This is a genomic window from Oscillochloris sp. ZM17-4 (assembly GCF_019599295.1).
GTDB lineage: Bacteria > Chloroflexota > Chloroflexia > Chloroflexales > Chloroflexaceae > Oscillochloris.
This window is the reverse complement of record NZ_JAIEWN010000020.1, coordinates 24,853-46,406: the sequence shown is the minus strand read 5'-3', so window position 1 is coordinate 46,406 and position 21,554 is coordinate 24,853. Positions and strand designations below refer to the sequence as shown.

Annotated in this window: 16 protein-coding genes; 12 read left to right on the top strand and 4 right to left on the bottom strand. The window is 69.5% G+C overall.

Annotation, left to right across the window (positions count from 1 at the left end; genetic code table 11):
* Nucleotide 1: 1 nt before the first annotated feature.
* The 4 genes from K2Z83_RS15425 to K2Z83_RS15410 all read right to left on the bottom strand — a co-directional run bounded on the left by K2Z83_RS15425 (nt 2) and on the right by K2Z83_RS15410 (nt 4,510).
* A complete protein-coding gene (locus K2Z83_RS15425; protein ID WP_220596087.1) occupies nt 2–484 on the bottom strand; it encodes a PD-(D/E)XK nuclease superfamily protein in 483 nt (160 codons plus the stop codon).
* Between the two features lie 73 nt (nt 485–557).
* Nucleotides 558–1,337 (bottom strand): hypothetical protein, encoded by a 780-nt coding sequence (locus tag K2Z83_RS15420; protein WP_220596086.1) that lies wholly within the window; start codon nt 1,335–1,337, stop codon nt 558–560.
* A 56-nt stretch (nt 1,338–1,393) separates the two neighbouring features.
* Nucleotides 1,394–3,556, bottom strand: a complete 2,163-nt coding sequence (locus K2Z83_RS15415) for a hypothetical protein (RefSeq protein ID WP_220596085.1) — start codon at nt 3,554–3,556, stop codon at nt 1,394–1,396.
* Nucleotides 3,557–3,640: 84 nt separating this feature from the next.
* Complete coding sequence (locus K2Z83_RS15410; RefSeq protein WP_220596084.1) at nt 3,641–4,510, bottom strand: hypothetical protein; 870 nt, start codon at nt 4,508–4,510, stop codon at nt 3,641–3,643.
* A gap of 225 nt (nt 4,511–4,735) precedes the next feature.
* On the opposite strand from K2Z83_RS15410, the gene K2Z83_RS15405 reads away from it, so the two are divergent.
* From K2Z83_RS15405 to K2Z83_RS15350, 12 genes are all read left to right on the top strand, one after another.
* Nucleotides 4,736–5,668, top strand: a complete 933-nt coding sequence (locus tag K2Z83_RS15405; RefSeq protein ID WP_220596083.1) for a carbohydrate ABC transporter permease — start codon at nt 4,736–4,738, stop codon at nt 5,666–5,668.
* Nucleotides 5,658–6,488: a carbohydrate ABC transporter permease gene (locus tag K2Z83_RS15400; RefSeq protein WP_220596082.1), complete on the top strand. Its 831-nt coding sequence runs from the start codon at nt 5,658–5,660 to the stop codon at nt 6,486–6,488. The genes K2Z83_RS15405 and K2Z83_RS15400 overlap by 11 nt, the downstream gene beginning before the upstream one ends.
* A gap of 2 nt (nt 6,489–6,490) precedes the next feature.
* Entirely contained in the window at nt 6,491–7,753 is a 1,263-nt protein-coding gene (locus tag K2Z83_RS15395; RefSeq protein WP_255604038.1) for a sugar ABC transporter substrate-binding protein, read from the top strand.
* A 76-nt stretch (nt 7,754–7,829) separates the two neighbouring features.
* Entirely contained in the window at nt 7,830–10,544 is a 2,715-nt protein-coding gene (locus tag K2Z83_RS15390; RefSeq protein ID WP_220596080.1) for a hypothetical protein, read from the top strand.
* A gap of 68 nt (nt 10,545–10,612) precedes the next feature.
* A complete protein-coding gene (locus K2Z83_RS15385) occupies nt 10,613–11,785 on the top strand; it encodes a MalY/PatB family protein (RefSeq protein WP_220596079.1) in 1,173 nt (390 codons plus the stop codon).
* 681 nt (nt 11,786–12,466) lie between these two features.
* Nucleotides 12,467–13,657: an OpgC domain-containing protein gene (opgC, locus tag K2Z83_RS15380; protein WP_255604036.1), complete on the top strand. Its 1,191-nt coding sequence runs from the start codon at nt 12,467–12,469 to the stop codon at nt 13,655–13,657.
* A gap of 181 nt (nt 13,658–13,838) precedes the next feature.
* Nucleotides 13,839–15,080, top strand: coding sequence for an aminopeptidase (locus K2Z83_RS15375; protein WP_220596077.1), 1,242 nt, complete (start codon nt 13,839–13,841; stop codon nt 15,078–15,080).
* A gap of 490 nt (nt 15,081–15,570) precedes the next feature.
* Entirely contained in the window at nt 15,571–15,939 is a 369-nt protein-coding gene (locus K2Z83_RS15370; protein ID WP_220596076.1) for a 6-carboxytetrahydropterin synthase, read from the top strand.
* Between the two features lie 50 nt (nt 15,940–15,989).
* A complete protein-coding gene (locus K2Z83_RS15365) occupies nt 15,990–18,506 on the top strand; it encodes a 6-pyruvoyl-tetrahydropterin synthase-related protein (protein WP_220596075.1) in 2,517 nt (838 codons plus the stop codon).
* Nucleotides 18,503–19,228 (top strand): hypothetical protein, encoded by a 726-nt coding sequence (locus K2Z83_RS15360; protein ID WP_220596074.1) that lies wholly within the window; start codon nt 18,503–18,505, stop codon nt 19,226–19,228. Before K2Z83_RS15365 ends, K2Z83_RS15360 begins: the two co-directional genes overlap by 4 nt.
* Nucleotides 19,225–19,824 (top strand): exosortase/archaeosortase family protein, encoded by a 600-nt coding sequence (locus K2Z83_RS15355; protein WP_220596073.1) that lies wholly within the window; start codon nt 19,225–19,227, stop codon nt 19,822–19,824. Before K2Z83_RS15360 ends, K2Z83_RS15355 begins: the two co-directional genes overlap by 4 nt.
* A gap of 21 nt (nt 19,825–19,845) precedes the next feature.
* On the top strand, nt 19,846–21,144 hold the full coding sequence (locus K2Z83_RS15350; protein ID WP_220596072.1) for a TIGR03111 family XrtG-associated glycosyltransferase: 1,299 nt from the start codon (nt 19,846–19,848) through the stop codon (nt 21,142–21,144).
* The last annotated feature ends 410 nt before the right edge of the window (nt 21,145–21,554 follow it).

The following is a 21,554-nucleotide window of genomic DNA, read 5'->3' as shown; positions in this document are numbered from 1 at the left end:
CTCACCAGGAGAGCTTATGAGGGGTGGCGTCCACAAAGGGCTGCTTGCCGCCGACGAGCACGTCCCACCAGCCGAAGTTCATGGCCAGCAGGTGGTCGAGCTCGCGGGTGGCCTCGGATGGCCGCAGGGCCTCGCCGGGCAGGCAGTAGGCGGCGAAGGCCGAGGCGCGCAGCATGTGCAGCACCCCCTCCGACCAGCCCTCGCCGGCGTAGACGATGCAGCCGGGCATGCGCATGGCCTGGATATCGTCCAGGGCGTAGGGTATCTTCTCGTCGGCGGTGCCCTGGGTGGCCTGGAACTTACACTCGACAGCGTAGGCCAGCCGCGTCTCCTCGCAGACGAGCATGATATCGACGCGGCGGTTCTTGCCGATGATCGACTTGCCGGCGAAGACCTCGCGGTAGATCGCGACGCCGCGGCTCTGGTAGGTGTTGAGGATGTAGCGCGCGATCAGGGTCGCGTAGGCGCTGCTTGTCAGGGTCACAGGTAGCTCTTCTCTATAGCGTAGCGTAAGGGCGCAGCAGCGCGGCGCTGCTGCGCCCTTACAGAATCAGCCTCTACGCGTCAGGCAGCGTGGGTGGCGGGGCCGGCTCGTAGCGCTCGCAGAAGAAGGCCCGCAGGGGGCCGCGCTCGGCGTTGGGCACGCTCTCGACGGCGGCGAGCTGGCCGAAGCGGGTGTCGATGGTGATCGTCTGCTCCTTGCCGGGGCTATTCATGTCGTAGACATAGATCACGCCGGTGCCGTCGCCGTGGTCGTCGTAGCCGGTGGCGAGCACCTGGTGGTTGTCGAAGGGCGAGATCGAGCTGCCGATCAGGCAGAGCGGCCAGGGGTGGCCGGTGTCGATGTGGCGCTTCAGCTCGGCCCACTCCTCGCGGGCGCGGTCGAGCAGCCAGCCCGGCCCGGCGAAGGGCAGGGGCAGGTGGAGCATCAGCATCCAGTGCAGCAGCTGCGGCGCATTCAGCTGGAGGCTCTGGATCTGCCGCTCCCAGAGGTAGTCGCGCAGGGCGCGCCCGTGGGGCGTGCTGTCCTGGGGGATGTCGTCGTAGCCGCGCCCGCGGGGCAGCGGCACGCCTGCGGCGAAGTGGTCGGCGGCGGCGAAGGCCATGCCGCCGCACATGCCGTAGTAGTCGGGCAGGGCGGCGTCGATCCACTCCTCAAGCTGCGGGGCGATGCGGTTGCTCAGGAGCCCGCCGAGCCCGCCGGCCGCCGAGTTGCTGGCCTGGCCCGCTGAGCCGGTGAGGGTCTGGCGCATATGGTCGCTCTCGCCCTTATCGAGCTGCCACGAGTTGACGAAGGCGAAGCCGTTCACCTCGGCCTGAAAGCCTGTGCGGGGCATGGGCGGTGCTCCTTTTCCACTTGTTCGCTCAAGTATAGCACGGCGGCGCCGCGCGCTCACCAGCTCACGACGATCTCGGCGCTGCCGCCGGAGAGCGAGATGGTGGCATAGCGGCTCCGCTGGCTCGTGCTAAAGGCCGCCGGCTGCTCGACGCCATCGAGGGCGATGCGCACGTCCTGGGGGGCGTCGTCGGGCAGCAGGACGCGCACAAAGGCCACGTCGGAGCTGCTGCTCAGGCTGATCCTGATCGCGCGCCCATCGCGCCGCCAGGTGTAGGCCACGTAGCCGTCGGAGGCGGCGTAGCGGGCCACGGCACGCACCTGGGTGAAGGCCGGGTCGGCGGCCCAGCGCGGGCTGAGGATAAGGTCGCGGAGGCCACGGTCTTTGTCGCTCACCCCGGCGGCGCCCTCGATCAGGGCGGCAAGCATGGAGCCCGCGCCCCAGCCATCGGTGCCGATGGTGTCGGGGCCGGAGATGCCGGGGCGGCCATCGGGGTAGTACCAGAGGTAGCTGGCCCCGGTGAGCCGCGTCAGGTCGGCGTAGCGGCGCAGGATGTCGAAGCCGTAGGCCTCGGCGCCGTAGCGGAAGGACCCGCGGGACAGCTCGCCGCCCACCAGGGGCATGATCCCGCCGTTGACGTACTCGCCGGGGAGCTCGCCCTTGCCGCCGGCCATGCCGTAGCTGCCCGCCGGGAAGGGCGGGTCGATGCTGTACCACTCGGCGAAGGCTCTGCTAAAGTCGCGCCGCTGGAAGTAGCGCTTGACGATCAGCTCGCCCTGCTGCTTGCTCAGCACGCCCCGGTTGAGCGCGTAGGCGTTGGAGAGGCTCAGCTGGTTGCCGGCGTCGACCCCCGCCGGCTGGAAGCTCGGGTCCTCGGGCACAAAGTGGGTGAAGAAGCGCCCGTTCCAGCTCAGGGCGTTCAGCCGCGCCATGATCCCGTCGGCCTGCTGGTCGTCGCCGTCGGCCAGGGCCGGGTCGCCGACCCGGCGCTCCATCTCGCCCATCAGGCGCAGCGCCTGGGCCAGCCCGGTGTTATCGCCGTGGAAGGTGCCCCAGATCGTGTCGGGCGCGATCCAGTGGCGCGGGGCGGGCTTGCCGTCGGGGCTGAGCGTCGTCGGCCCGTAGGCGAAGTCCCACATGTCGATCGTGTAGGGGCGGCGCACCAGGCCGCGCGCCGCGTCCCAGCGCAGCGGGTCGCTCGTTATGTAACGCAGCGCCCTGCGCATCGCCGCCATATTCTGGGACAGCCAGGCGTCATCGCCGGTGGCCTGCCAGGCCTCGTAGACGCCCTGGACGAAGAGGAACTCCAGGTCGGACTCGACCTCCTTGCGGGTGGCCGTCACGAAGCGCTCGGGGTAGTCGATCACATCGGGGAAGCTGCCGTCGGGGCGCTGGGCGTCGCGGAAGGCGTCGAGCAGGCTGGTCATATCCGGCTCGAAGTAGCGGAAGGCCCGCCCCTGGTAGACGTGGTCGCGCAGCCAGAGCAGCGGGTTGTCGGGCGAGCGGTAGCCGCGCACGGCGCGGCCGTTCAGCTCGTAGCTGACCACATCCTGCTGCATGAATCCGAGGATGCGCGGGTAGAGCGCGTCGAGCTCGGCGTCGCCGGTCGTGATCGAGGTTGTCGCGTCGAGGGTGAAGAGCCGGCTGCGGGCGCCGGCGACCTGCCCGTCGACCAGGGCGATCGCCCACTGGGGGCCGAGCCGGCCCCTGGGTAGGACGGCCGCCTCGCCCCGGCCATCCGCCACCTCCAGCGCGACGGAGCCGGCGGGGCGCAGCTGGGCGTCGTAGAGGCGCAGCTCGGCCGGGCCGCTGTAGCCCTCCAGGCGCAGGGTGGCGGTGAGCGGGGCGAGGGGCTGGGCCACAGAGTCGTGGCCGTCGGCAAGGGAGATCGATGCCCGCAGGGGCGCGGCCGGCAGGTCAAGCAGGTCGGCGGGGTAGCCGGCCCGCCAGCCGGCGTCGAGCGGCTGCACCACGGCGCGGGCCGTGTCCACGGCGGTGACGCTGGCGGCGGGGAAGAACTGCACCTGGTAGTCATCGACCCAGCGCGGCGGGCCGAGGGGCGCGCCCAGGGCCGAGTCGCCCCCGGCGTCGCGCCAGGCCCGCAGGAAGGGCTCGACGATCCCGTGGGGGCCGACGGCGGGCGCGGTGGGGGCATCCTGCGCGCAGCCGGCGAGCAGGATGGCGGCCAGCATGGCCAGGTATGTGAGTCGGCGGGGCATTCGGGCATTATAGCAGGGGTTGGGGGCGAAGGACATGCCGAAGGGCGCCGGCTTGGCCGGCGCCCTTCGGCATATCAGAAGAAGCTACTTGGCGGTGCAGCCGGGCGGGTCGAACTCGCCGTCCGACATGGTGCCGGCGAAGTAGCTGCCGGTGGCGGGGTTGTAGCCGATGTCGAAGGTGTCGCTGAGCCGATATCCCTCAGGCTTGCGGGATGTCTGCCAGTACATCAGCGAGGGCTCGGCCCAGTTCCCCACCTTGGTGCGGTTCGGGCTGCTGATCGTGTTCATGAAGCTCAGCCAGCTGTCGGCGGCGAAGTAGCTGGTGATCTCGGCGATCGAGACGCCGTCGCTGCTCATCAGGACGCGGTTCTCGGCGGCGTTCAGGTTCCACGCCGCCGAGGTGTAGGTCGTAGACGGAAGCCTGAGGCTCGACTGTGCGGTCACGCCGTTGCTCGGCAGGCTGAACGCGCTCACCGGGGTGTGGGTTACGGAGTTGCTCAGGGTGAAGATCGGGTTGCTGATCGAGCCGGGCGCGATCGTGCCGCGCAGCGCGCCCCAGAAGAACGGCGCGGAGGAGCCAGCGCACTGCTCGTCCATCGCGCTGACCGCGCTGCTCGGTATCCTGCAGCGGATGTAGCTGCTGCCGTCGAAGGTGGCCGTCCCGGCGACAACCGGCAGGCTGCCGACAACCGTGCAGCGGGTCGAGATATCGAGCTGGGACGAGCCGGTGACGGACACCGGCTGGTTCAGCGTGGGGGCGCTCAGGCCCCAGTAGCTGGTCATGATCACCCGCGGGCTCGGGCCGGGGAAGTCGACCTTCAGGTGCCAGGCGTACCAGTCGGGCGGGGCCGGCTGGGCCTGGGCCTGCGGGGCGGGCGCGGCGCAGAGCGTAAGGGCGATAATCGCTGCGATCAGAGCGAGCAGCTTGGAGCGATGGTATGATGATACGTCCACCGGGACCTCCTCGGGTATAATAGGGTCTACCTAAAACGAATGACATCCATACAGTTTCTCTATCGATTATAGCCTCCGGCGCGGGCGAGAAGTTCCCAGGATCGGGGGCAAAGTTCCCAGGAGGATAGCTGGTTGTCGATTGGAGATGAGGCACCGCGCCTCTCGATTGGGATCCCGCGTGCGGCGAAGTGGCCTGACGACGACCCGCGCGGGGATGTGGCACCTATGACGCGCACCCAACACCACCCGGCCCTGCGCCCGCGCCGCCGGCTGGTGCCCGGCATCTCGCTGCGCCACCAGCTGGCCCTGTGCGCGCTGCTCGCGCCCTATCTGATCGGGAGCGTGGTGCTGATCATCCTGCCGCTGCTGCTGACCGCGCCGCTGGCGCTGACATCGTACGACGGGCTCTCGCCGCCGCGCTGGGTGGGGCTGGGCAACCTGCGCGCGCTGCCGGGGAACCCGCTCTTCACCACGGCCCTGCGCAACTCGCTGCTCTTCACGGCCCTGCTGGTGCCGCTGCGGGTGACGGCGGCCCTGGCCCTGGCGCTGCTGCTGCGCCGGGCGCGGCGCGGCGTCGCCCTCTACCGCACGGCGATCTATGTGCCGACGATCATCCCCGGCGTCGCCTACGCCCTGATCTGGCTGTGGGTGCTCAACCCGATCTACGGGCCGCTCAACGCGCTGCTGGCCGCCATCGGCCTGCCGGCGCCGGCCTGGCTCACCGACCCGGCGACGGCGCTGCCGGCCCTGGTGCTCGCCGGCCTCTTCCAGCTCGGCGAGAGCTTCGTCGTGCTGCTGGCCGGCCTCGACGCCATCCCGGCGGAGTACGATCAGGCGGCGGAGATCGACGGCGCGGGGCGCTGGCAGCGGCTCACCGCGATCACCCTGCCGCTGCTCGCCCCCTGGCTGCTGCTCACGACGATGCGCGAGCTGATCGCGAGCGCCCAGAGCAACTTTACGCCCGCCATGCTGATGACCGGGGGCGGCCCGTACTACGCGACGCTCTTTCTGCCGCAGCTTATCTATGAGGTGAGCTTCGACCGGCTGCGCTTCGGCCAGGGCGCCGCGATGACTCTGGTGGGCCTGCTGGGGCTCGCCGCGACCCTGGCGCTGCTCTATGGGCTCGTCGGCGGCTGGGGCTACGACGATGAGGTCTAAGCTCCGTCGGCTGAGCTTCCACGCCCTGGCGGGCGGGGCGGCGGCGATCTTCACCCTGCCGCTGCTCTGGGCCGTCGTCGCGTCGCTGCGCCCGGCGGGCCTGCCGCCGCCGCGCACGGTGGCCTGGCTGCCCGATGCCGTCGCGCTGTCGAACTACCGCGACATCTTCACGCTGCTGCCGATGGCGCGCTACCTGCTCAACTCGCTGCTGGTGGCGGCGGTGGCGGTGCCGATCACCGTGGTGGTGGCCTCGTGGGCCGGCTTCGCGATGGCGCTCCTGCCCAGCCCGCTGCGCGGCTGGCTGGTGCTGCTGGCGGTCGGCCTGCGCCTCGTCCCGCTGACGACGCTCTGGCTGCCGCGCTTCCTGATCTTCGCCAAGGTCGGGCTGACCGACACGCTCTGGGCGCTGGTGGCCCCGGCCTGGATGGGCACCAGCCCGTTCTATGTGCTGCTGTTCTACTGGTCCTTCCGGCGGCTCCCGTCCGAGGTCTTCGACGCGGCGCGGCTGGATGGCGCCGGGGCGCTCGCGACCTGGGCCAGGGTGGCCCTGCCCCTGGCCGCGCCCACGGCGGCGGCGGTGTCGGCTCTCTCCTTCGTCCACTACTGGAGCGACTTTATCAACCCGCTGCTCTACCTGCGCTCCGACCGCACCTACACGCTGGCGGTCGGCCTGCGCGCGCTCCAGCAGCTCGACCCGACCGGCATGCCGCTGCTGCTGGCGGGCGCGGTGGTGATGCTGCTGCCGGTGGTCGCGCTCTTTCTGTCGCTGCAGCGGCTGTTCTGGCTCGCCGAGGCGCCCGCGCGCGCCCAGGGAGGATGATGATGCGTCGGATCTGTCTCTTGCTGGCCCTGCTCGCCGCCGCGCTGCTCGCGGGGGCCTGCGCCGCCCCGGCCGCGCCGGTCTCGTTTATGATCTTTGGCGACCCGGCCGAGCGGGCGGCCTACGCGGATCTCGTCGCGGCGTTCCGCGAGCGCCGCCCGGATATCGCCGTCGAGCTGATCTACGTGCCCAGCCAGAGCGACTACCGCAAGCGGCTGGGGGTGGACCTGGCCGCCGGCAAGCCCGCCGACGTGGTGCTGATCAACTACCGGCGCTACGCGGGGTTCGCGGCCGGCGGCGCCCTGGAGCCGCTCGGCCCCTACCTGGCCCGCAGCGAGCTGATCCAGGAGGACGACTTCTACCCGCAGGCGCTGGGGCCGTTCCGCTGGGGCGGCGAGCTGATGTGCATCCCGCAGAACCTGTCGAGCCTGGTGGTCTACTATAACCAGGCGCTCTTCGCCGAGGCCGGCCTGGCCGAGCCGGCCGATGACTGGACCTGGGACGACTTCCTGCGGGCGGCCCAGGCCCTCACCCGCGACACCGACGGCGACGGGCGCGTCGACCAGTACGGCGTCGGCACCGACGCCTCGCTGTTCCGGGTCGCGCCCTTCATCTGGCAGAACGGCGGCGACCTGGTGGACAACCCGGCCGCGCCGACGCGCCTCGCCCTCGATAGCCCGCAGGCCCGCGAGGCGCTGCAGTGGTTTGTGGATCTTCAGGTGCGGCACCACGTGGCCCCCGACGCCGTGCAGGAGCAGGCCGAGTCGAGCGAGAGCCGATTCCTGAGCGGCCGGCTGGGCATGTACCTGAACAGCCGGCGCGGCGTGCCGACCTACCGGACGATCACGGGCTTCGGGTGGGACGTGGCCCCGCTGCCGAGGGGCCGCCAGGCGGCCGGCATCCTGCACGCCGACGCCTACTGCCTGCCCTCGGCGAGCCGGCAGAAGGGGCTGGCATGGGCGCTGATCGAGTTCGCCAACGCCAGCGAGGGCCAGGCGATCATCGCGCGGAGCGGGCGCACGGTGCCCTCGATCCGGGCCGTGGCCGAGTCGCCGGCCTTCCTCGACCCGCAGGTCGCCCCGAGCCGCAGCCGCGTCTTCATCGACACCATCCCGGTGATCCGCGCCGTGCCGGTGATGGAGTCCTGGGCCGATATTGAGGACGCCGTGGGCGAGGAGATCGAGCGGGCCTTCTACGGGAACGCCAGCGTGGACGAGGTGATCGCCGAGGCGGCCCGGCGCACCGCGCCGTTCTTTGCACGGTGAGGGTGCGGGAGCGCTTCGCGCTCGCACAAAAAACCGGTTCTGCTGCAGCGCGGCAGAACCGGTGCAGGAGGTGCCTATGACCATCGCACCGGCGAGCGACAGCCTCGCCCTCTCGCTCTTTGATCGCCACGTCAAGCAGGCGCTGCGGCTCTTCGGCCAGCCCGAGCGGCTGGGGCTAGAGTCGCCCCTGGCCAGCCCCTACGTGCTCGGCCGGGCGCTGCGCGACCTGTCCGGCCCCGTCACGCCGCAGGCCCGCGGCGAGCTGCTCTGCGCGCGCATCCGCACGGCCGCCGGCCGGCTCTGGGGCGGCCCGCCGCCCGCCTCGCGCCAGGAGATGCTCGACGCGATCACCGAGGCCCGGCGCAACCCCGACGACCCGCGCTTCGCCTATGTGGTGCTGGAGCTGCGCTGCTTTAACGACTATATCGCGCCGAACCGCACCTCCGACATCTGGGAGCAGCCGCACCTGCTGCCGGGCTCGAAGTCGCAGCACTACCGCGACTTCGACGCGACGGTCAGGCGGGTGGCGGGGGTGCTGCTCGACGAGCTGCGCCCGGCGATCCGCCCGGAGCGCCCGCAGCCGCCGGAGGCGCTCTACGGCTACGAGCGCGCCCTGGGCCAGCTGGTCGAGGCGCTCGGGCGCGGCCAGAGCGTGGCCCTGGTTGGCCCCGGCGGCGTGGGCAAGACGAGCCTCGCGGCCACGGCCCTGGGCCGGCTGGGCGACCGGCCGGCCTTCTGGCACACCCTGCGCCCGGGCTTCAACGACAGCGTGGGCAGCCTGCTCTTCGCCCTGGGCGCCTTCCTGCACGAGCAGGGCGCGACGAACCTCTGGCAGTACCTGGCCGCCGCCAACGGCATGGTGGCCGACCTGAACCTGGCGGCCGGGCTGCTGCGCCAGGATCTGGCCGGCCTCGGCGCGCGCCCGCCGATCCTCTGCGTCGACGACATGGAGCACCTGTCGCCCGTCGGCCTGGAGCCAGCCCCGCCGGCCCACACCCAGCTGACGGATCTGATCGAGGGGCTGCGCGGCAGCGCGGTGATGCTGCTGATCAGCCAGCGCCCGCTGCCGGCCGCCGACCTGCGCCTGGAGCTGGGCGGCCTGGACGCGGCAGGGGTGGCCATGCTCTGGGGCGATGCGGGGCTGCCGATCACGCCCGGCGAGGCGCAGCGCCTCCACACCTACACCGGCGGCAACCCGCGCCTGCTGCTGCTGCTGCTGGCCCTCCAGCGCTCGGGCGAGGAGCTGACCGGCGACCTCGACACCGGCGAGGCGGCCCGCTCGCTGCTGCCGGCCTTCCAGCGGCTGTGGCGGCGGCTGACCCCGGAGGAGCGGCGGGCGCTCCAGCGGCTGGCGGTCTACCGGGGCTACGCCCCCGAGGACATCCTGCCCGCGGCAGTGCTCACGTCGCTGGCCCAGATGCGCCTGATCGAGGTCGACGGCGCGGGCGGCGCGGCCCTGCTGCCCGCCCTGGCCCCGGTCGTCCACGATGACCTCACGCCCGAGCTGCGCCAGGCCCTGCACGGCGAGGCGGCGATCGTGCGCCTGGAGCGCGGCGAGCACACCGCCGCCGCCTACCACTTCGCCCAGGCCGGGCAGGGCGGCCGGGCGGTGCAGGTCTGGTTCCCGCAGATGGCCCAGGCTCTGGCCCGTGGCGAGGCCGATGTGGCCGGCCCGATCTTCCTGGGCATGCCCCGCCAGGGGCTCGACAAGGCCGAGCGCAAGGCCCTCGATCTGATCGGCGCCACCCTGCGCCAGTACGCCGGCGAGCACGAGGTCGGCCTGCGCGATCTGGAGCAGGCCGACTGGGGCGAGCAGAGCGAGGCCACCGCCCGCCTGTGGATGCTGCGCGGCGAGCTGGAGGACGCCCTGGGCTACCCCGACCGGGCCGTGGCCAGCTATACCGAGGGCATGCGGGTGACGGCGCGGCTGCTCGGCCAGCTGACCGCGCTGCACCAGCGCAGCGGCATGCTCTTCAACCGCCGGCGCGACCTCAAGCTGAGCTGGCGCGAGGTCGAGCGGGCCGAGTTTGAGCTTGAGGTGCTGCGCGGCCTGCTGCGCGACGAGGAGGGGCTCTACAGCGACGCCCTGGAGGCCTTCCAGCGCGCCCGCAGCCTGGCCGACCAGCTTGAGGACGACAGCCTGCGCGCCCAGGCCGAGCGCTGGCTGGCCACGGTCTACGGCCGCCTTGAGCAGCTTGACGCGGCGATAACCCACGCCAGCAACTCGATCAGCATCTACGAGCGCATGGGCGACCGGCTGAACCTGGAGAAGATGCGCAGCAACCTGGCGTCGATCTATGTGCAGAACCGCCAGAACGAGGCCGCCCTGGAGGCCGGGGTCCCGGCATACGCCTTCTTCCAGGTGGTGCGCGACCCCTACTACGCCTCGGCGACGGCGGCCAACCTGGCCGTGGCCTCGCGCGATCTGGGCGACCTTGAGGCGGCCAGCCGCTACGCCAACGAGGTGCTGGCCTACGCGCAGCCCTTCAGCATCCCCTACGCCCGCTTCACCCTCGGGCAGGTCGAGATGGATCGCCACAACCTGATCGCGGCGGCGGCCCACTTCTCGGCCTCGATGCAGAGCTCCGCGCAGAATGACGACGCCTATATGGCCGCCTACGCCCAGCGCGCCCTCGGCGAGGCGCTGATCGCCGGCGCCGACGCCGAGGCCGGCCGCGAGCATATCCTCAGCGCCCTCGCCGCCTTCCGACGCATGGAGATCCCCAGCGAGATCGCGATCACCGAGGCGCTGCTCGCCAAGCTTGACAGAACCACCCCGGCGGACGGATAACATACAATACCCCTGGATATTCGACATAGGGCCACGTCGCCCACCAGCAGAGAGAGTAGAGACTCACCATGTCCTTCGACTTCGACCAGATCACGCCCCGCCGCGGCACCGGAAGCGCCAAGTGGGAGCTTCACCCCGATGGCGTCCTACCCATGTGGGTCGCCGACATGGACTTCGCCTCGCCCGAGCCGGTGATCCGCGCCCTGCGCGAGCGCGCCGAGCACGGCCTCTTCGGCTATGCCATGCCCCCCGCCGACCTGGTGCCGCTGATCTGCCGGCGCATGGCCGACCTGTACGGCTGGCAGGTGACGCCCGAGCAGGTCATGTTCCTGCCCGGCCTGGTCTCGGCGATCAACGTGCTCTGCCGGGCCACCGGCGAGCCGGGCGACCACGTCGTCACCATGACCCCGGCCTACATGCCCTTCCTCAGCGCCCCCGCAAACCAGGGCCGGGTCTGCGACACCTTCGATATGACCTACGAGCGCCGCGATGACGGCACGATCAGCTACAGCCTGGACGTGGACGCCTTCGCGGCCAGCCTGCACCCGCAGACGCGGCTCATCCTGCTCAGCCAGCCCCACAACCCGGTCGGCATCGAGTACGACCGCGAGACCCTGGCCCGCCTGGCCGAGGTCTGCACCGAGCGCGGGATCGTGATCTGCTCGGACGAGATCCACTGCGACCTGATGCTCGGCGGCACGCGCCATACCCCGACGGCCACCCTCTCGCCGGAGATCGCCGCCAACACCGTCACGCTGCTGGCCCCCAGCAAGACCTTCAACCTGCCCGGGCTGGGCTGCGGTATCGCGATCGTGCAGAACGAGGAGCTGCGCAAGAAGATCGCCCAGACCGAGGCTGGGATCGTGCCCCACGTGAACGCCTTCGGCTACATCGGCGCCTACGCCGCCTACAGCGAGGGCGGCCCCTGGCTGGAGGCCGTGCTGGCCTACCTGACCGAGAACCGCGACACGCTGGTGCGCTATATCGCCGAGCATATGCCGCAGCTGCACACCACGGTGCCCAACGCCACCTATCTGGCCTGGATCGACTGCCGCGAGGCCGGGATCGAGGGTGCCCCCGGCACGTTCTTCCTAGACCAGGCCAAGGTGGCACTCTCCGACGGCGCGGCCTTCGGCGAGAATGGGAATGGCTTTGTGCGACTGAACTTCGCCTGCCCGCGCCCTATGCTGCTCGACGGACTCGGCCGCATGCGCGCCGCCCTGGAGGGGCTGGCGAGCTAGCAGCACGACCTCTCAGATAAAGACCACCTGTTTGCGTATTCATGTTGGCGACTTCGTCGCCAACATGAATACGCATTGGCGAATTTTTGTGCCCAGCAGGGACATGCTGCACTGATGGTGCTGCGGCGCGGCTACGTCGCGCCGCAGCACCATTAGTTTTTTTATGGGAGAGCTTCGCTCTCCCACACCCTCACCATGCGCAGTGTTGTTGCTGGCAACATAATTGGCAGATTTTCATCGGCGGAGCCGCCCCAGCCGCGCTCCGCAGGTCTGGCCCACTGCTCCGTTTATCGCATTGTAATACAGTGATACGGTAAAGAAAGATGTGGTAAAGGTATGCGTAAAGGGAGATGGGCTAGGGGTGAGGGCCGTCCGGCGGCAGACGGTCAAGCTGGTTTGAACCTTGTCGAAGCGAGGAATTCCGGTCGGTGCCCTTCGCCTCGCTCAGGGTGACAGTGTTCCTCCTACGCTACTGTGTAAAATGGATACCGTCGAGGTTAGGCGGGGCGTAAGATGTCATAATAATCATCTCAAACCCCGCCTGTGTTAATCTCAACTATGCGCTCCCGCCCTAAGCTTGGGGTGCGGCAACATCATTTTGTACTTATTTTGCCTCCCCCGGTGTTGCTCACGACTCAAATACCTGTACCGGGTGAGCAATGATCCAGCGAGGGGCTGCGCATGAACCCGAGCAAGCAACGCGACGCGATCCATTGGGGAGAGCTGTTTCATAGCTGGCGCTATCAGAATGAAGGGCCGCGCGATCTCAGGATCGATCTGCTGCGCGGTTTTTGTGTGTTCGCGATGATTATGGTGCATATCCCTGGGCTCTATCCGCTACGGATTGTCTGGATCGCATCAGAATACATCCTTGGGGCCGAGGCATTCATTTTGCTTGCCGGCATGCTCAGCGGCCTGAGCGGGCTAGCCCACATCGAGCAGGGGCACTTTGGGTTGGCGGTACGCCGGAATCTGCTGCGGGCATTCAAGATGTATGTGCTGCTGGTTGTGCTCACCGGGATGGTCGCGGTGCTGGGCGGGCTGGCTGGGCTAGCGTGGGCTCCGCCGATTGACCAGATCCAGCCCGCTGTGCTCATCTGGCAGGTGCTCATGATCGACTCTCCGCACTACTACATGACTGATGTGCTGCTGCTCTACACCATCCTGACGCTGGCCACGCCCGTATTTTTGTGGCTCCTTAAACGTAACCTGTGGTGGGTGCTGCTGGCGGGATCATGGGGGCTATGGCTCGGCCACCAGCTTGCCCCCCAGATCTTCGACGGCTCGATGGTCTATGTCGAGTTTCACCCGTCGTGCTGGCAGATCTACTATGTCCACGGGATCGTGCTGGGCTACTATCTGATGCGGATTCGCGACTGGCTCAACTGGCGGCGTATCTCGATGATTGGCAGCATGGCCGTGGTTGGGGTGATGCTTGTCGGCGTGCTGTTCGTGGCCAACCTGCTCTACTTCGTCCCGCCCGCCATTGAAAACTCCGGGGATTTCTTCTCCAAGTTCGATGTGCGGCCCGGGCGCCTGCTCCTGGCGCTCATCACCTTCCCGGGCGCCTGGGTGATCACCACGCGCTACTGGCAGCCACTGTACCGGGCGACGGGATGGCTCTTCCTCCCCCTGGGCCAGCACGCGCTGATCGCCTATATCGCCCATCTGCCGCTGATCGTCGTCTTCCAGGCCCTGGTGAATATGCTGCCAGGATTCTTCGGCCAGGTCTGGGTCAACCGATTCTTCCCGATTGTCCCACCGCTGCTGGCCTGGCTGATCATTATGTTAACAAGCAGCCTACTCACAAGCGGCTCAACCGGCAAGGTGTCAAGCGGTGAGGTAGCTGGCGTGCGTCAAAAGCAGACGTAATGACCGACCTTACGGCTCCCCCGACAGCCCGACCGATCCTCAATGAGGGATCGGTCGGGCTGTCGGGCTGTCGGGGAAGCTATAAGGCGGGATTGAGACCTGACGTAGCATGATCGCTCACACCGATCACCGGTGCTACAATAGTCACAATGAACTCGCACGGATCCGAAGGAGCCCCTCGATGAGCAACCCGGCAGACTCTGCCCTGGCCGCCTACGCCGACATCGCCGTGCAGGTCGGCGTGAACCTCCAGCCCGGCCAGCACCTGCTGCTGCGCGCCGATGTGCGGGTCGCCCCGCTGGTGCGCGAGATCACCCGCAGCGCCTACCAGGCCGGCGCGCGCTACGTCCACGTCTTCTACGATGATGAGTCGCTGACCCTGGCCCGCTTCCAGCACGCCCCGCGCGACTCGTTCGGCGAGTTCCCCGACTGGCGGGTGCGCGCCCAGGTCGAGCTGATCGACGCCGGCGCGGCCCTGATCAGCGTCGCCTCGGGCGACCCCGACCTGCTGGTCGGCCAGGACCAGGAGCTGATCAGCATGGTCCAGCAGACGGCGGCCCACAAGAGCCAGCCGATCGGCCAGCGCGTCTCGCGCCCCGCCGTGAACTGGCTGGTGATCGCCGCGCCCTCGCCGGGATGGGCCGTCAAGGTCTTCCCCGGCCTGCCGGCCGACGAGGCGGTGGCGAAGCTCTGGGAGGCCATCCTCGCGGCCTGCCGCACCGGCGAGGCCGACCCGGTGGACGCCTGGCTCCAGCACACCGCCGACCTGGCCGCCCGCAGCGGCTACCTCAACGCCAAGCGCTACGCCGCCCTGCGCTACCGCGGCCCCGGCACCGACCTCACCCTCGGCCTGGCCGACGGCCACCGCTGGGTGAGCGGCAAGATGCGGGCCGAGAACGGGGTGGAGTTCGTGGCAAACCTGCCCACCGAAGAGGTCTTCACCGCGCCGCACCGCGCCCGGGTCGATGGGGTCGTGCGGGCCTCGAAGCCGCTGAACCTGGGCGGCAGCTTGATCGACGACTTCAGCCTGGCCTTCCGCGAGGGCCGGGTGGTGGATGTGCGCGCCGACACGGGCGAGGATGTGCTGCGCCGCCTGATCGCCACCGACGAGAGCGCGGCCCGCCTGGGTGAGGTGGCCCTAGTGCCCGAGAGCTCGCCGATCGCCCGCGCCAACCGGATCTTCTACAACACGCTGTTCGACGAGAACGCGGCCAGCCACATCGCCCTCGGCCGGGCCTACCGCTTCAACATCGACGGCGGCGTGGCCATGGACAACGCGCAGTTCGCGGCCGCCGGCGGCAACGAGAGCGCCATCCACGTGGACTTCATGATCGGCTCGGCGGAGATCGACATCGACGGCCTCGACGCCGACGGCAACGCCGAGCCGCTGATGCGCGCCGGCGAGTGGGCGTTCTCCGCATAGCGAAGAACCAGATCGCATCAGAACGCGATCAGGCGCACCAACGCGGGCTCAGCTGTTCGGCCCACCGCTATTTCATGATCGCTCGTATCGCGCAGACGTGCCAGCTTTGCTGGCACGTCTGCGCGATACGAGCGATCTATGGCCATTCGCCACAACCTACTACATGGCCCGTAGGTAACGCATGATCATCCCCCTGTCACCCATACCAATGCCTGCCATCAGAGCTATTGTGGAGTAGTGTGCCGCGCAGTATGCTAATACCCCGGTCTCAATAGAGGCCGTCGGTGAACCAGCGACGAGTAGGCGCAAGGCGATGATCAAGACGTTTGGACAGATATTTGGCTTCCGATCCCCGACTGAGTACCGCCCCGCGCCTGCGTCGCCGCCTGCGCCCCAAAGCCCCCGCAGCCCAGCGCCGCTACCAGAGGTATTCTGGCAATTTGAAGAAGAGCTGATCGCCCCCCCCGCCGGCGCGCGCTACGATCTGGTGATGGACACCTACTTTCAGGCCCGCCACTACGTGCGCATCGCCGGGTCGAACGGCCCCATCCACGAGCATACCTTTCGGCTCCAGATCAACTGCTCGCACAGCAGCCTGAGCGCCGATGAGCATGTGACCATCGGCTACCGCGAGGTGCGCGCCGCGATGATCCAGACGGTGCGCGCCTACGATGGCTGCCTGCTCAACGAGCTCCCGCCCTTCCAGCGCATCCAGCCGACGGCTGAGGTGCTGAGCCACCTGCTCTACTTGCAGATGCGCGCCATCTTGCGGCCGGCGGGCGTGAAGCTTACCAAGATCACCCTCTGGGAGTCGCCGACAGTCTCTATCTCATATAGCGAGGCGGAGGAGGCAGGATAGCCCCTTCTCGCAGTGACAACCTGATTCGCAACCACGTATGTTGTGTACCCATGCAAAGCAATCAACAATCAGCCCACAGCGACGATGGCCGACGCCTCTTGGTGGCGTCGGCCATTCTTACCGCCCTCGCCCTAGCGATCTTTCTCCCCCTGCTCGCGCCCGGCGGCGCTGCGCGTTTCCCCTGGGGCTCCGACACCCTGGGCCACGTCCTGAAGGCCAAGTACCTTGGCGAGCGCATCCGCTCAGGCTCGCTCTACCCCGCGCTGCTGCCCAGCTGGTATATGGGCACCCAGATGCTGCGCTACTACCCGCCCCTTCCCTACTACCTGCTCGTCGCGATCACGCTGCCCCTCGGCGACAGCGTGGCCGCGGCGGGCTGGATGGTCATGCTCTGCGCGCTGCTCGGCGGCCTCAGCTGGCTGCTCTACCGGCGCTGGGTCGGGCTGTGGGCGACCACGCTGGGCGGGGCGCTGTTCATGATCCTGCCGGACAACCTGCGGGTCGGGCTGGCCGAGGGCAACCTGCCGCGCGCCCTGGCCACGGCGCTGCTGCCGGCCGCCGTCTACGCGCTGCTCCGCGCGCTTGAGCCGGGCGGCCGCCGGCGACACCTGCTGGCGCTGACGGCGATCTTCGCCGCGCTGGTGCTGAGCCACGCGATGATGGCCGCGATCTATGGCGTCTGCGCCTTTGCCCTGGCCGCGCTCTGGGCGGCCTCCGGCCTGAGCACGCCGGCCAGGGCGGCGCGCGCGCTGGCCGCGGCGGCCTTCGGCATTATGCTCTGCGGCTGGTGGCTGCTGCCCAGCCTGACCGGCGGGATCACCGAGCTCAACGCCGACGCCATGAGCGAGGCGCTGGCGGTCATCCCGCTGCTCCAGTACCTGAACCCGCGCGGGCGGATCGGCGACCCGGAGGCGATCTATGTCGGCCTGACCCTGGTGGTGCTGCCGCTGGCGCTGCTCTTCGTGCGGGCCGGCCGCCGGGCCCAGCCGGTCGCCCTCAGCCTCGTCGGCCTCGGGGCGATCCTGATGACCGCGCCGGGCGTAAATGATCTGTGGCGCAGCCTGCCCTTCCACCAGCTCTTCTGGCCGCTGCGCTTCCTCGGCGCGGCCAGCTTCATGCTGCTGCTGGCGATCATCTGGCGACTGCCCGCCCTGGCCCTCGGCTTCCGGGTGGTGATCGGCCTGCTGATCGCCGCCGAGGGCGTCGGCTCGCTGCCGCTCATCCACACCCGCCCGCTCGCCCCCGACGTGGCCGGCATCGCCCAGCGCCTGGCGACGACGGACGGCTGGCGGGTGGCCACCCTCGACGAGAGCCGGCTCGGCTCCAGCGCCTCCTACGCCTTCAGCGCCGACGCCGGGCGCGAGCAGATCTTTGGCTGGGCCTACCAGGGCGCCCACACCGCCAGCACGGTCGCCATGCTCAATGAGGCGCTCGTCACGGGCGCGCCCAGCTACCTGGCCGACCGGCTCGACCTCTATGGCGTCGATGCGGTGGTGCTGCTGAACCGCCAGCCGCGCCGCCAGCAGATCGCGGCGGCGCTGGCGCAGCGCGGCTTCCGCGCCGACACCCCTGGCCCCGAGGCGACACTCTACACGCGGGGGGGCGGGCCGCGGGCGACGCTGGCCGACTGGCCGGCGCTCGGGATCGGCCGCGGCACGCAGGGGCTGTCGCTGCTATTCCCCGGCCTGATGCACGGCGACTCGCCCTACCTCGACGACTACACGCTCGATGAGCTGGAGCGCTACCAGTGCGTGGTGCTCGCCGGCTTCCGCTGGCACGACCGGGCCGCCGCCGAGGAGCTGGCCCGCGCCGCCGCCGCCGCCGGCGTGCGCGTCGTGGTCGATCTGACCGGGGTGGCGCCCGACCCGCTGGCCCACATCCCGCGCTTCCTCGGGGTCTGGGGCGAGCCGGTTGAGCTTGGCGCTGAGCCGCCGCTGGTGGAGGGCGCGGGGGCCAGCTACCGGCTGCTCCCGCTCGGCAGCGCGGGCGAGCGCTGGTACGCCAGCGTGCCGCAGGGGCTGGACGAAGCCACCCTGAGCTTCGACTACCTCGGCGAGCGGGCCGCCGCCGTCGGCTACCGCCAGATCGGGCCGGCGCAGGTCTGGTTTGTCGGGATGAACCTGCCCTACCACGCCAGCCTGACCCGCGACCCGGCCGCCGCGCAGCTGCTGTCCGAGCTGCTGGGCCTGACGCCGGACGCCGCGCCGCCCCGCCGCGCCATCCCGCTCGCCGACTATCGGGCCGACGACCAGGGCTACATCTTTACCTACACGCTCGACGCCCCCCAGCGGCTGCTGGTGCCGGTCGCCGCCTTTGATGGCGCGCGGGTGCGAGTCGATGACACCAACGTGCCGAACACCTCGTATGATCGGCTGCTGGCCTTCGACGCGCCGGCCGGCACCCACACGGTGACGATGACCGTCGGGCGCACGCCGATCGAGGCAGCGGGCTGGCTGCTGAGCGCCGCGACCCTTGCGCTAATAATCATGCTCGACCGGTGGGGTATGGCGCACGCCGCCGCCCCGATCAGGCACCCATACCCCGCCGCAGGAGGGAGCACGCCATGACCCATGCCCAGCCCTGGACATCTGCCGTCCTCCTGATCGCGCTCGGCGCGGCCCTGCTGCTCTCGCCGGCCCCGGCGCGCGCCCAGGGCGCTGGCTCGTGCGGGGCCACCGGCACCTCGGGCGGCGCAATCGTGCTCGACGGGCAGTTCGGCGACTGGGGCGGTCAGTCCTGCATCCCCGACCCCGCTGACGACTGTAGCAGCAGCCGGGCCGACCTGGCCGGCTTCTTCTTTGCGACGGTGGCAGATGACCCGACGGCCTACTTTATGGCGGAGACCTTCGGCGGCAGCAATCAGACGCTGAGCCTGCAGCTGCGCATCGACACCAACAACGATGGGAGCTACAGCTCGGCCGCCGACCGGATCGTGGTGGTGAGCTATAAGCCGGGCAAGAACAGCTCGAAGGTTGACATCGATGTGCTGGACGGGCGGGGCGAGAAGGTGGCGGAGATCTCCCGCGACGTAGACTGGGGCGAGTCGCAGGCGGATGGCGGCCACCGTGTCGAGTGGGGCGTCAGCTTCGCGCAGCTCGGCATCCAGGCCGGGCAGACCATGCGGATGACTCTGGACTCGAAGCAGGGCAACGGCGGCGGCAGCGGCTGGTGCGACAGCAGCCAGGAGGTGCAGTGGAGCCCCGCCGACGCGCTCGGGCTGGGGCTGCTGCTGGTGATCGTGCTGGGCGTCGCCGGGCTGGCGGCGCGCATGCGGGCGAGGCAGGCGTGAGCCTGTGGCTCATCCCGACCGCCCTGATCTGGGGCGGCGTGGTCCTCTTCCTGCGCGTGTACCGCGTATGGATCCTCTTCTACGTGGTGGCGACGATCGGCTGCGCCTATGGGCTGACCATGCTGGCCCGCGACCCGCTGAACCTGGACCTGCTGCTCGGCCAGTCGATCGCATGGAGCGTGCATCAGCTCTCTGTGCCGCTCAACCTGCCGACCCGCATCTTCGCCGGTGCGCCGACATCTCTGCTGGTGATGGTCGTGAGCCAGGATGTGGGCTGGACGCTGCTCAAGGTCGGGGTTGAGTCATCGGGCCTGCTGGAGATGATCGTCTTCATCAGCCTGCTGCTGTTCTACCCCGGGCAGAGTCGCGCGCAGCGCGCCCGCGCGATCCTGATCGGCTGCGGCCTCACCTGGATCGCCAACGTGCTGCGGGTGCTGCTGATCATCGCCATGCTCCAGCTGTTCGGCAAGGAGGCGCTGGTGATTGCGCACTCGCTGGTCGGCAAGGGCGTCTTCTTCATCCTCACGATCAGCATCTACTGGTACCTGCTCACCGCCCCGACCGTGCGGATGCTGGGGCGGGAGAATAGCCAATAGCCGATAGCCGATAGCCGATATATGAGCGATCTCATCACCAACCTGATCTTCTGGGGCGTCTGGCTGCTGGCGCCGATGCTGGTCGATGGGCTGACCACCCTGGCCAGCCTGGTCGGCACGCTCGCGCAGCGGCGCCGCCGCCGCTACCCTGCGCTCGCTCACTTCCCGCTGGTCACGATCATCGTGCCGGTCTACAACAGCGCCGACACGCTTGAGACATGCCTGCGCTCGATCGCGGCGCAGACCTACCCGACCGGCCAGATCGATGTGCTGCTGATCGACAACGGGACCAGCGACGACTCGTTTGCGATCTTCTCCCGCGTACACGGCGAGCTGCGGCTGGCGATGCACTGGCACACCCTGATCGGGCGCGGCAAGTCGCGCGCGCTCAACGCCGGCATCCACATGGCGCGCGGGCAGTATATCTGCAACCTCGACAGCGACGCCGCCCTCGCGCCCGACGCGATCGCGCAGATCGTCACGGTGATGGAGGCCGACCCGCAGCTGGCGGCGGGGACGGGCGCCATCCAGGTGCTGGAGCCGGAGCCGGGCGCGCCGCCCATCCCGCGCCTGCTCGGCGAGTGCGAGTTTCTGGAGTACCTGACCGCCTTCAACGTCGGGCGCACCTACCAGACCCTCCAGCAGAACCTCTACACGCTCTCGGGGGCCTTCTCGTTCTTTCGGCGCAGCGTGCTGCTGCGCACGCTGCTCTACAGCCAGGAGACGGTGACGGAGGACACCGACCTGACCTTCCAGCTCTACGAGGTGCTGACCGACGAGCGGATCAGCTGCATCACCGAGGCGATCGCCTACGTCCACCCGATCGAGTCGCTCGCGCGGCTCTACGCGCAGCGGGTGCGCTGGCAGCGCGGCCAGCTCGAGGTCAGCGCGCGCTACACGCGCCTGATGCGCCGGCCATTCTGGCAGCCGTTCGGCTTCGTGCCCAGCCGGGTGCTGCTGGTCGACCACACCCTGGCCTTCCCGCGCCTGATCTGGACGATGCTGCTGCCGGTGCTGATCGGCTTCGGCTACTCGTCCGCGCTGATCGTCAGCGCGCTGCTGGTGCTCTACGGGTTCTACCTGCTGGTCGAGGTCGGCTGGGTCGCCGTCGCGCTGATCGGGGTTGACGCCGCCAGCCAGCGGCGGCTGCTGCGCACGCTGTGGCTGCTGCCGATCATGCCGCTCTACCGCATGGGCATCTTCTGGTTCCGCCTGAGCGGCTTCATCCACGCCACGGCCGAGCCCGGCACCTGGAGCGTCACCGACCCGCTGAGCCAAGTGCGCGACGGGATCGCCGATCTGCGCCGGCGGCTACGCTAGGGCTGCCGCCCAGACCTAGCTTTCTGTTGGCGCGAATAAGCGCTGGGTCAAGCGGTGCCACGCTGGGCGTGCCCCCCGCTGGCGACTGAAGTCGCAGCGCGGGGGCCTGCGGCCAACCGCCCGCCTCCGCGGGCGGTTCCGGCGTCGGCGCAGGCCGACGCCCGGCGCGCAGCGCCGCTCCGGCGCGACTTCAGTCGCCAGCCGGGGGCTTGACCCAAGGCTTATTCGCGCTAACAAAGATCTCTTGGGGGTGGCAGTGCCACCCCCAAACCCCCGCCGCCGGCATTACCACGGCCGGTAGCCGGCATCCTGGTGGCGGAAGTAGGCCGAGTAGAGCTCGGCGTAGTGGCCGCCCGCCGCCAGCAGGGCGTCGTGGTCGCCCTGCTCGATCACCTGGCCCTGGCGCATGA

Bases quoted from the DNA above. Each gene is read 5' to 3' on its own strand.
- K2Z83_RS15420 (WP_220596086.1), bottom strand. From the start codon at position 1,337: ATGCCCCGCACAGGCTTTCAGGCCGAGGTGAACGGCTTCGCCTTCGTC.
- K2Z83_RS15415 (WP_220596085.1), bottom strand. From the start codon at position 3,556: ATGCCCCGCCGACTCACATACCTGGCCATGCTGGCCGCCATCCTGCTC.
- K2Z83_RS15405 (WP_220596083.1), top strand. From the start codon at position 4,736: ATGACGCGCACCCAACACCACCCGGCCCTGCGCCCGCGCCGCCGGCTG.
- K2Z83_RS15400 (WP_220596082.1), top strand. From the start codon at position 5,658: ATGAGGTCTAAGCTCCGTCGGCTGAGCTTCCACGCCCTGGCGGGCGGG.
- K2Z83_RS15395 (WP_255604038.1), top strand. From the start codon at position 6,491: ATGCGTCGGATCTGTCTCTTGCTGGCCCTGCTCGCCGCCGCGCTGCTC.
- K2Z83_RS15390 (WP_220596080.1), top strand. From the start codon at position 7,830: ATGACCATCGCACCGGCGAGCGACAGCCTCGCCCTCTCGCTCTTTGAT.
- K2Z83_RS15385 (WP_220596079.1), top strand. From the start codon at position 10,613: ATGTCCTTCGACTTCGACCAGATCACGCCCCGCCGCGGCACCGGAAGC.
- opgC (WP_255604036.1), top strand. From the start codon at position 12,467: ATGAACCCGAGCAAGCAACGCGACGCGATCCATTGGGGAGAGCTGTTT.
- K2Z83_RS15375 (WP_220596077.1), top strand. From the start codon at position 13,839: ATGAGCAACCCGGCAGACTCTGCCCTGGCCGCCTACGCCGACATCGCC.
- K2Z83_RS15370 (WP_220596076.1), top strand. From the start codon at position 15,571: ATGGACACCTACTTTCAGGCCCGCCACTACGTGCGCATCGCCGGGTCG.
- K2Z83_RS15365 (WP_220596075.1), top strand. From the start codon at position 15,990: ATGCAAAGCAATCAACAATCAGCCCACAGCGACGATGGCCGACGCCTC.
- K2Z83_RS15360 (WP_220596074.1), top strand. From the start codon at position 18,503: ATGACCCATGCCCAGCCCTGGACATCTGCCGTCCTCCTGATCGCGCTC.
- K2Z83_RS15350 (WP_220596072.1), top strand. From the start codon at position 19,846: ATGAGCGATCTCATCACCAACCTGATCTTCTGGGGCGTCTGGCTGCTG.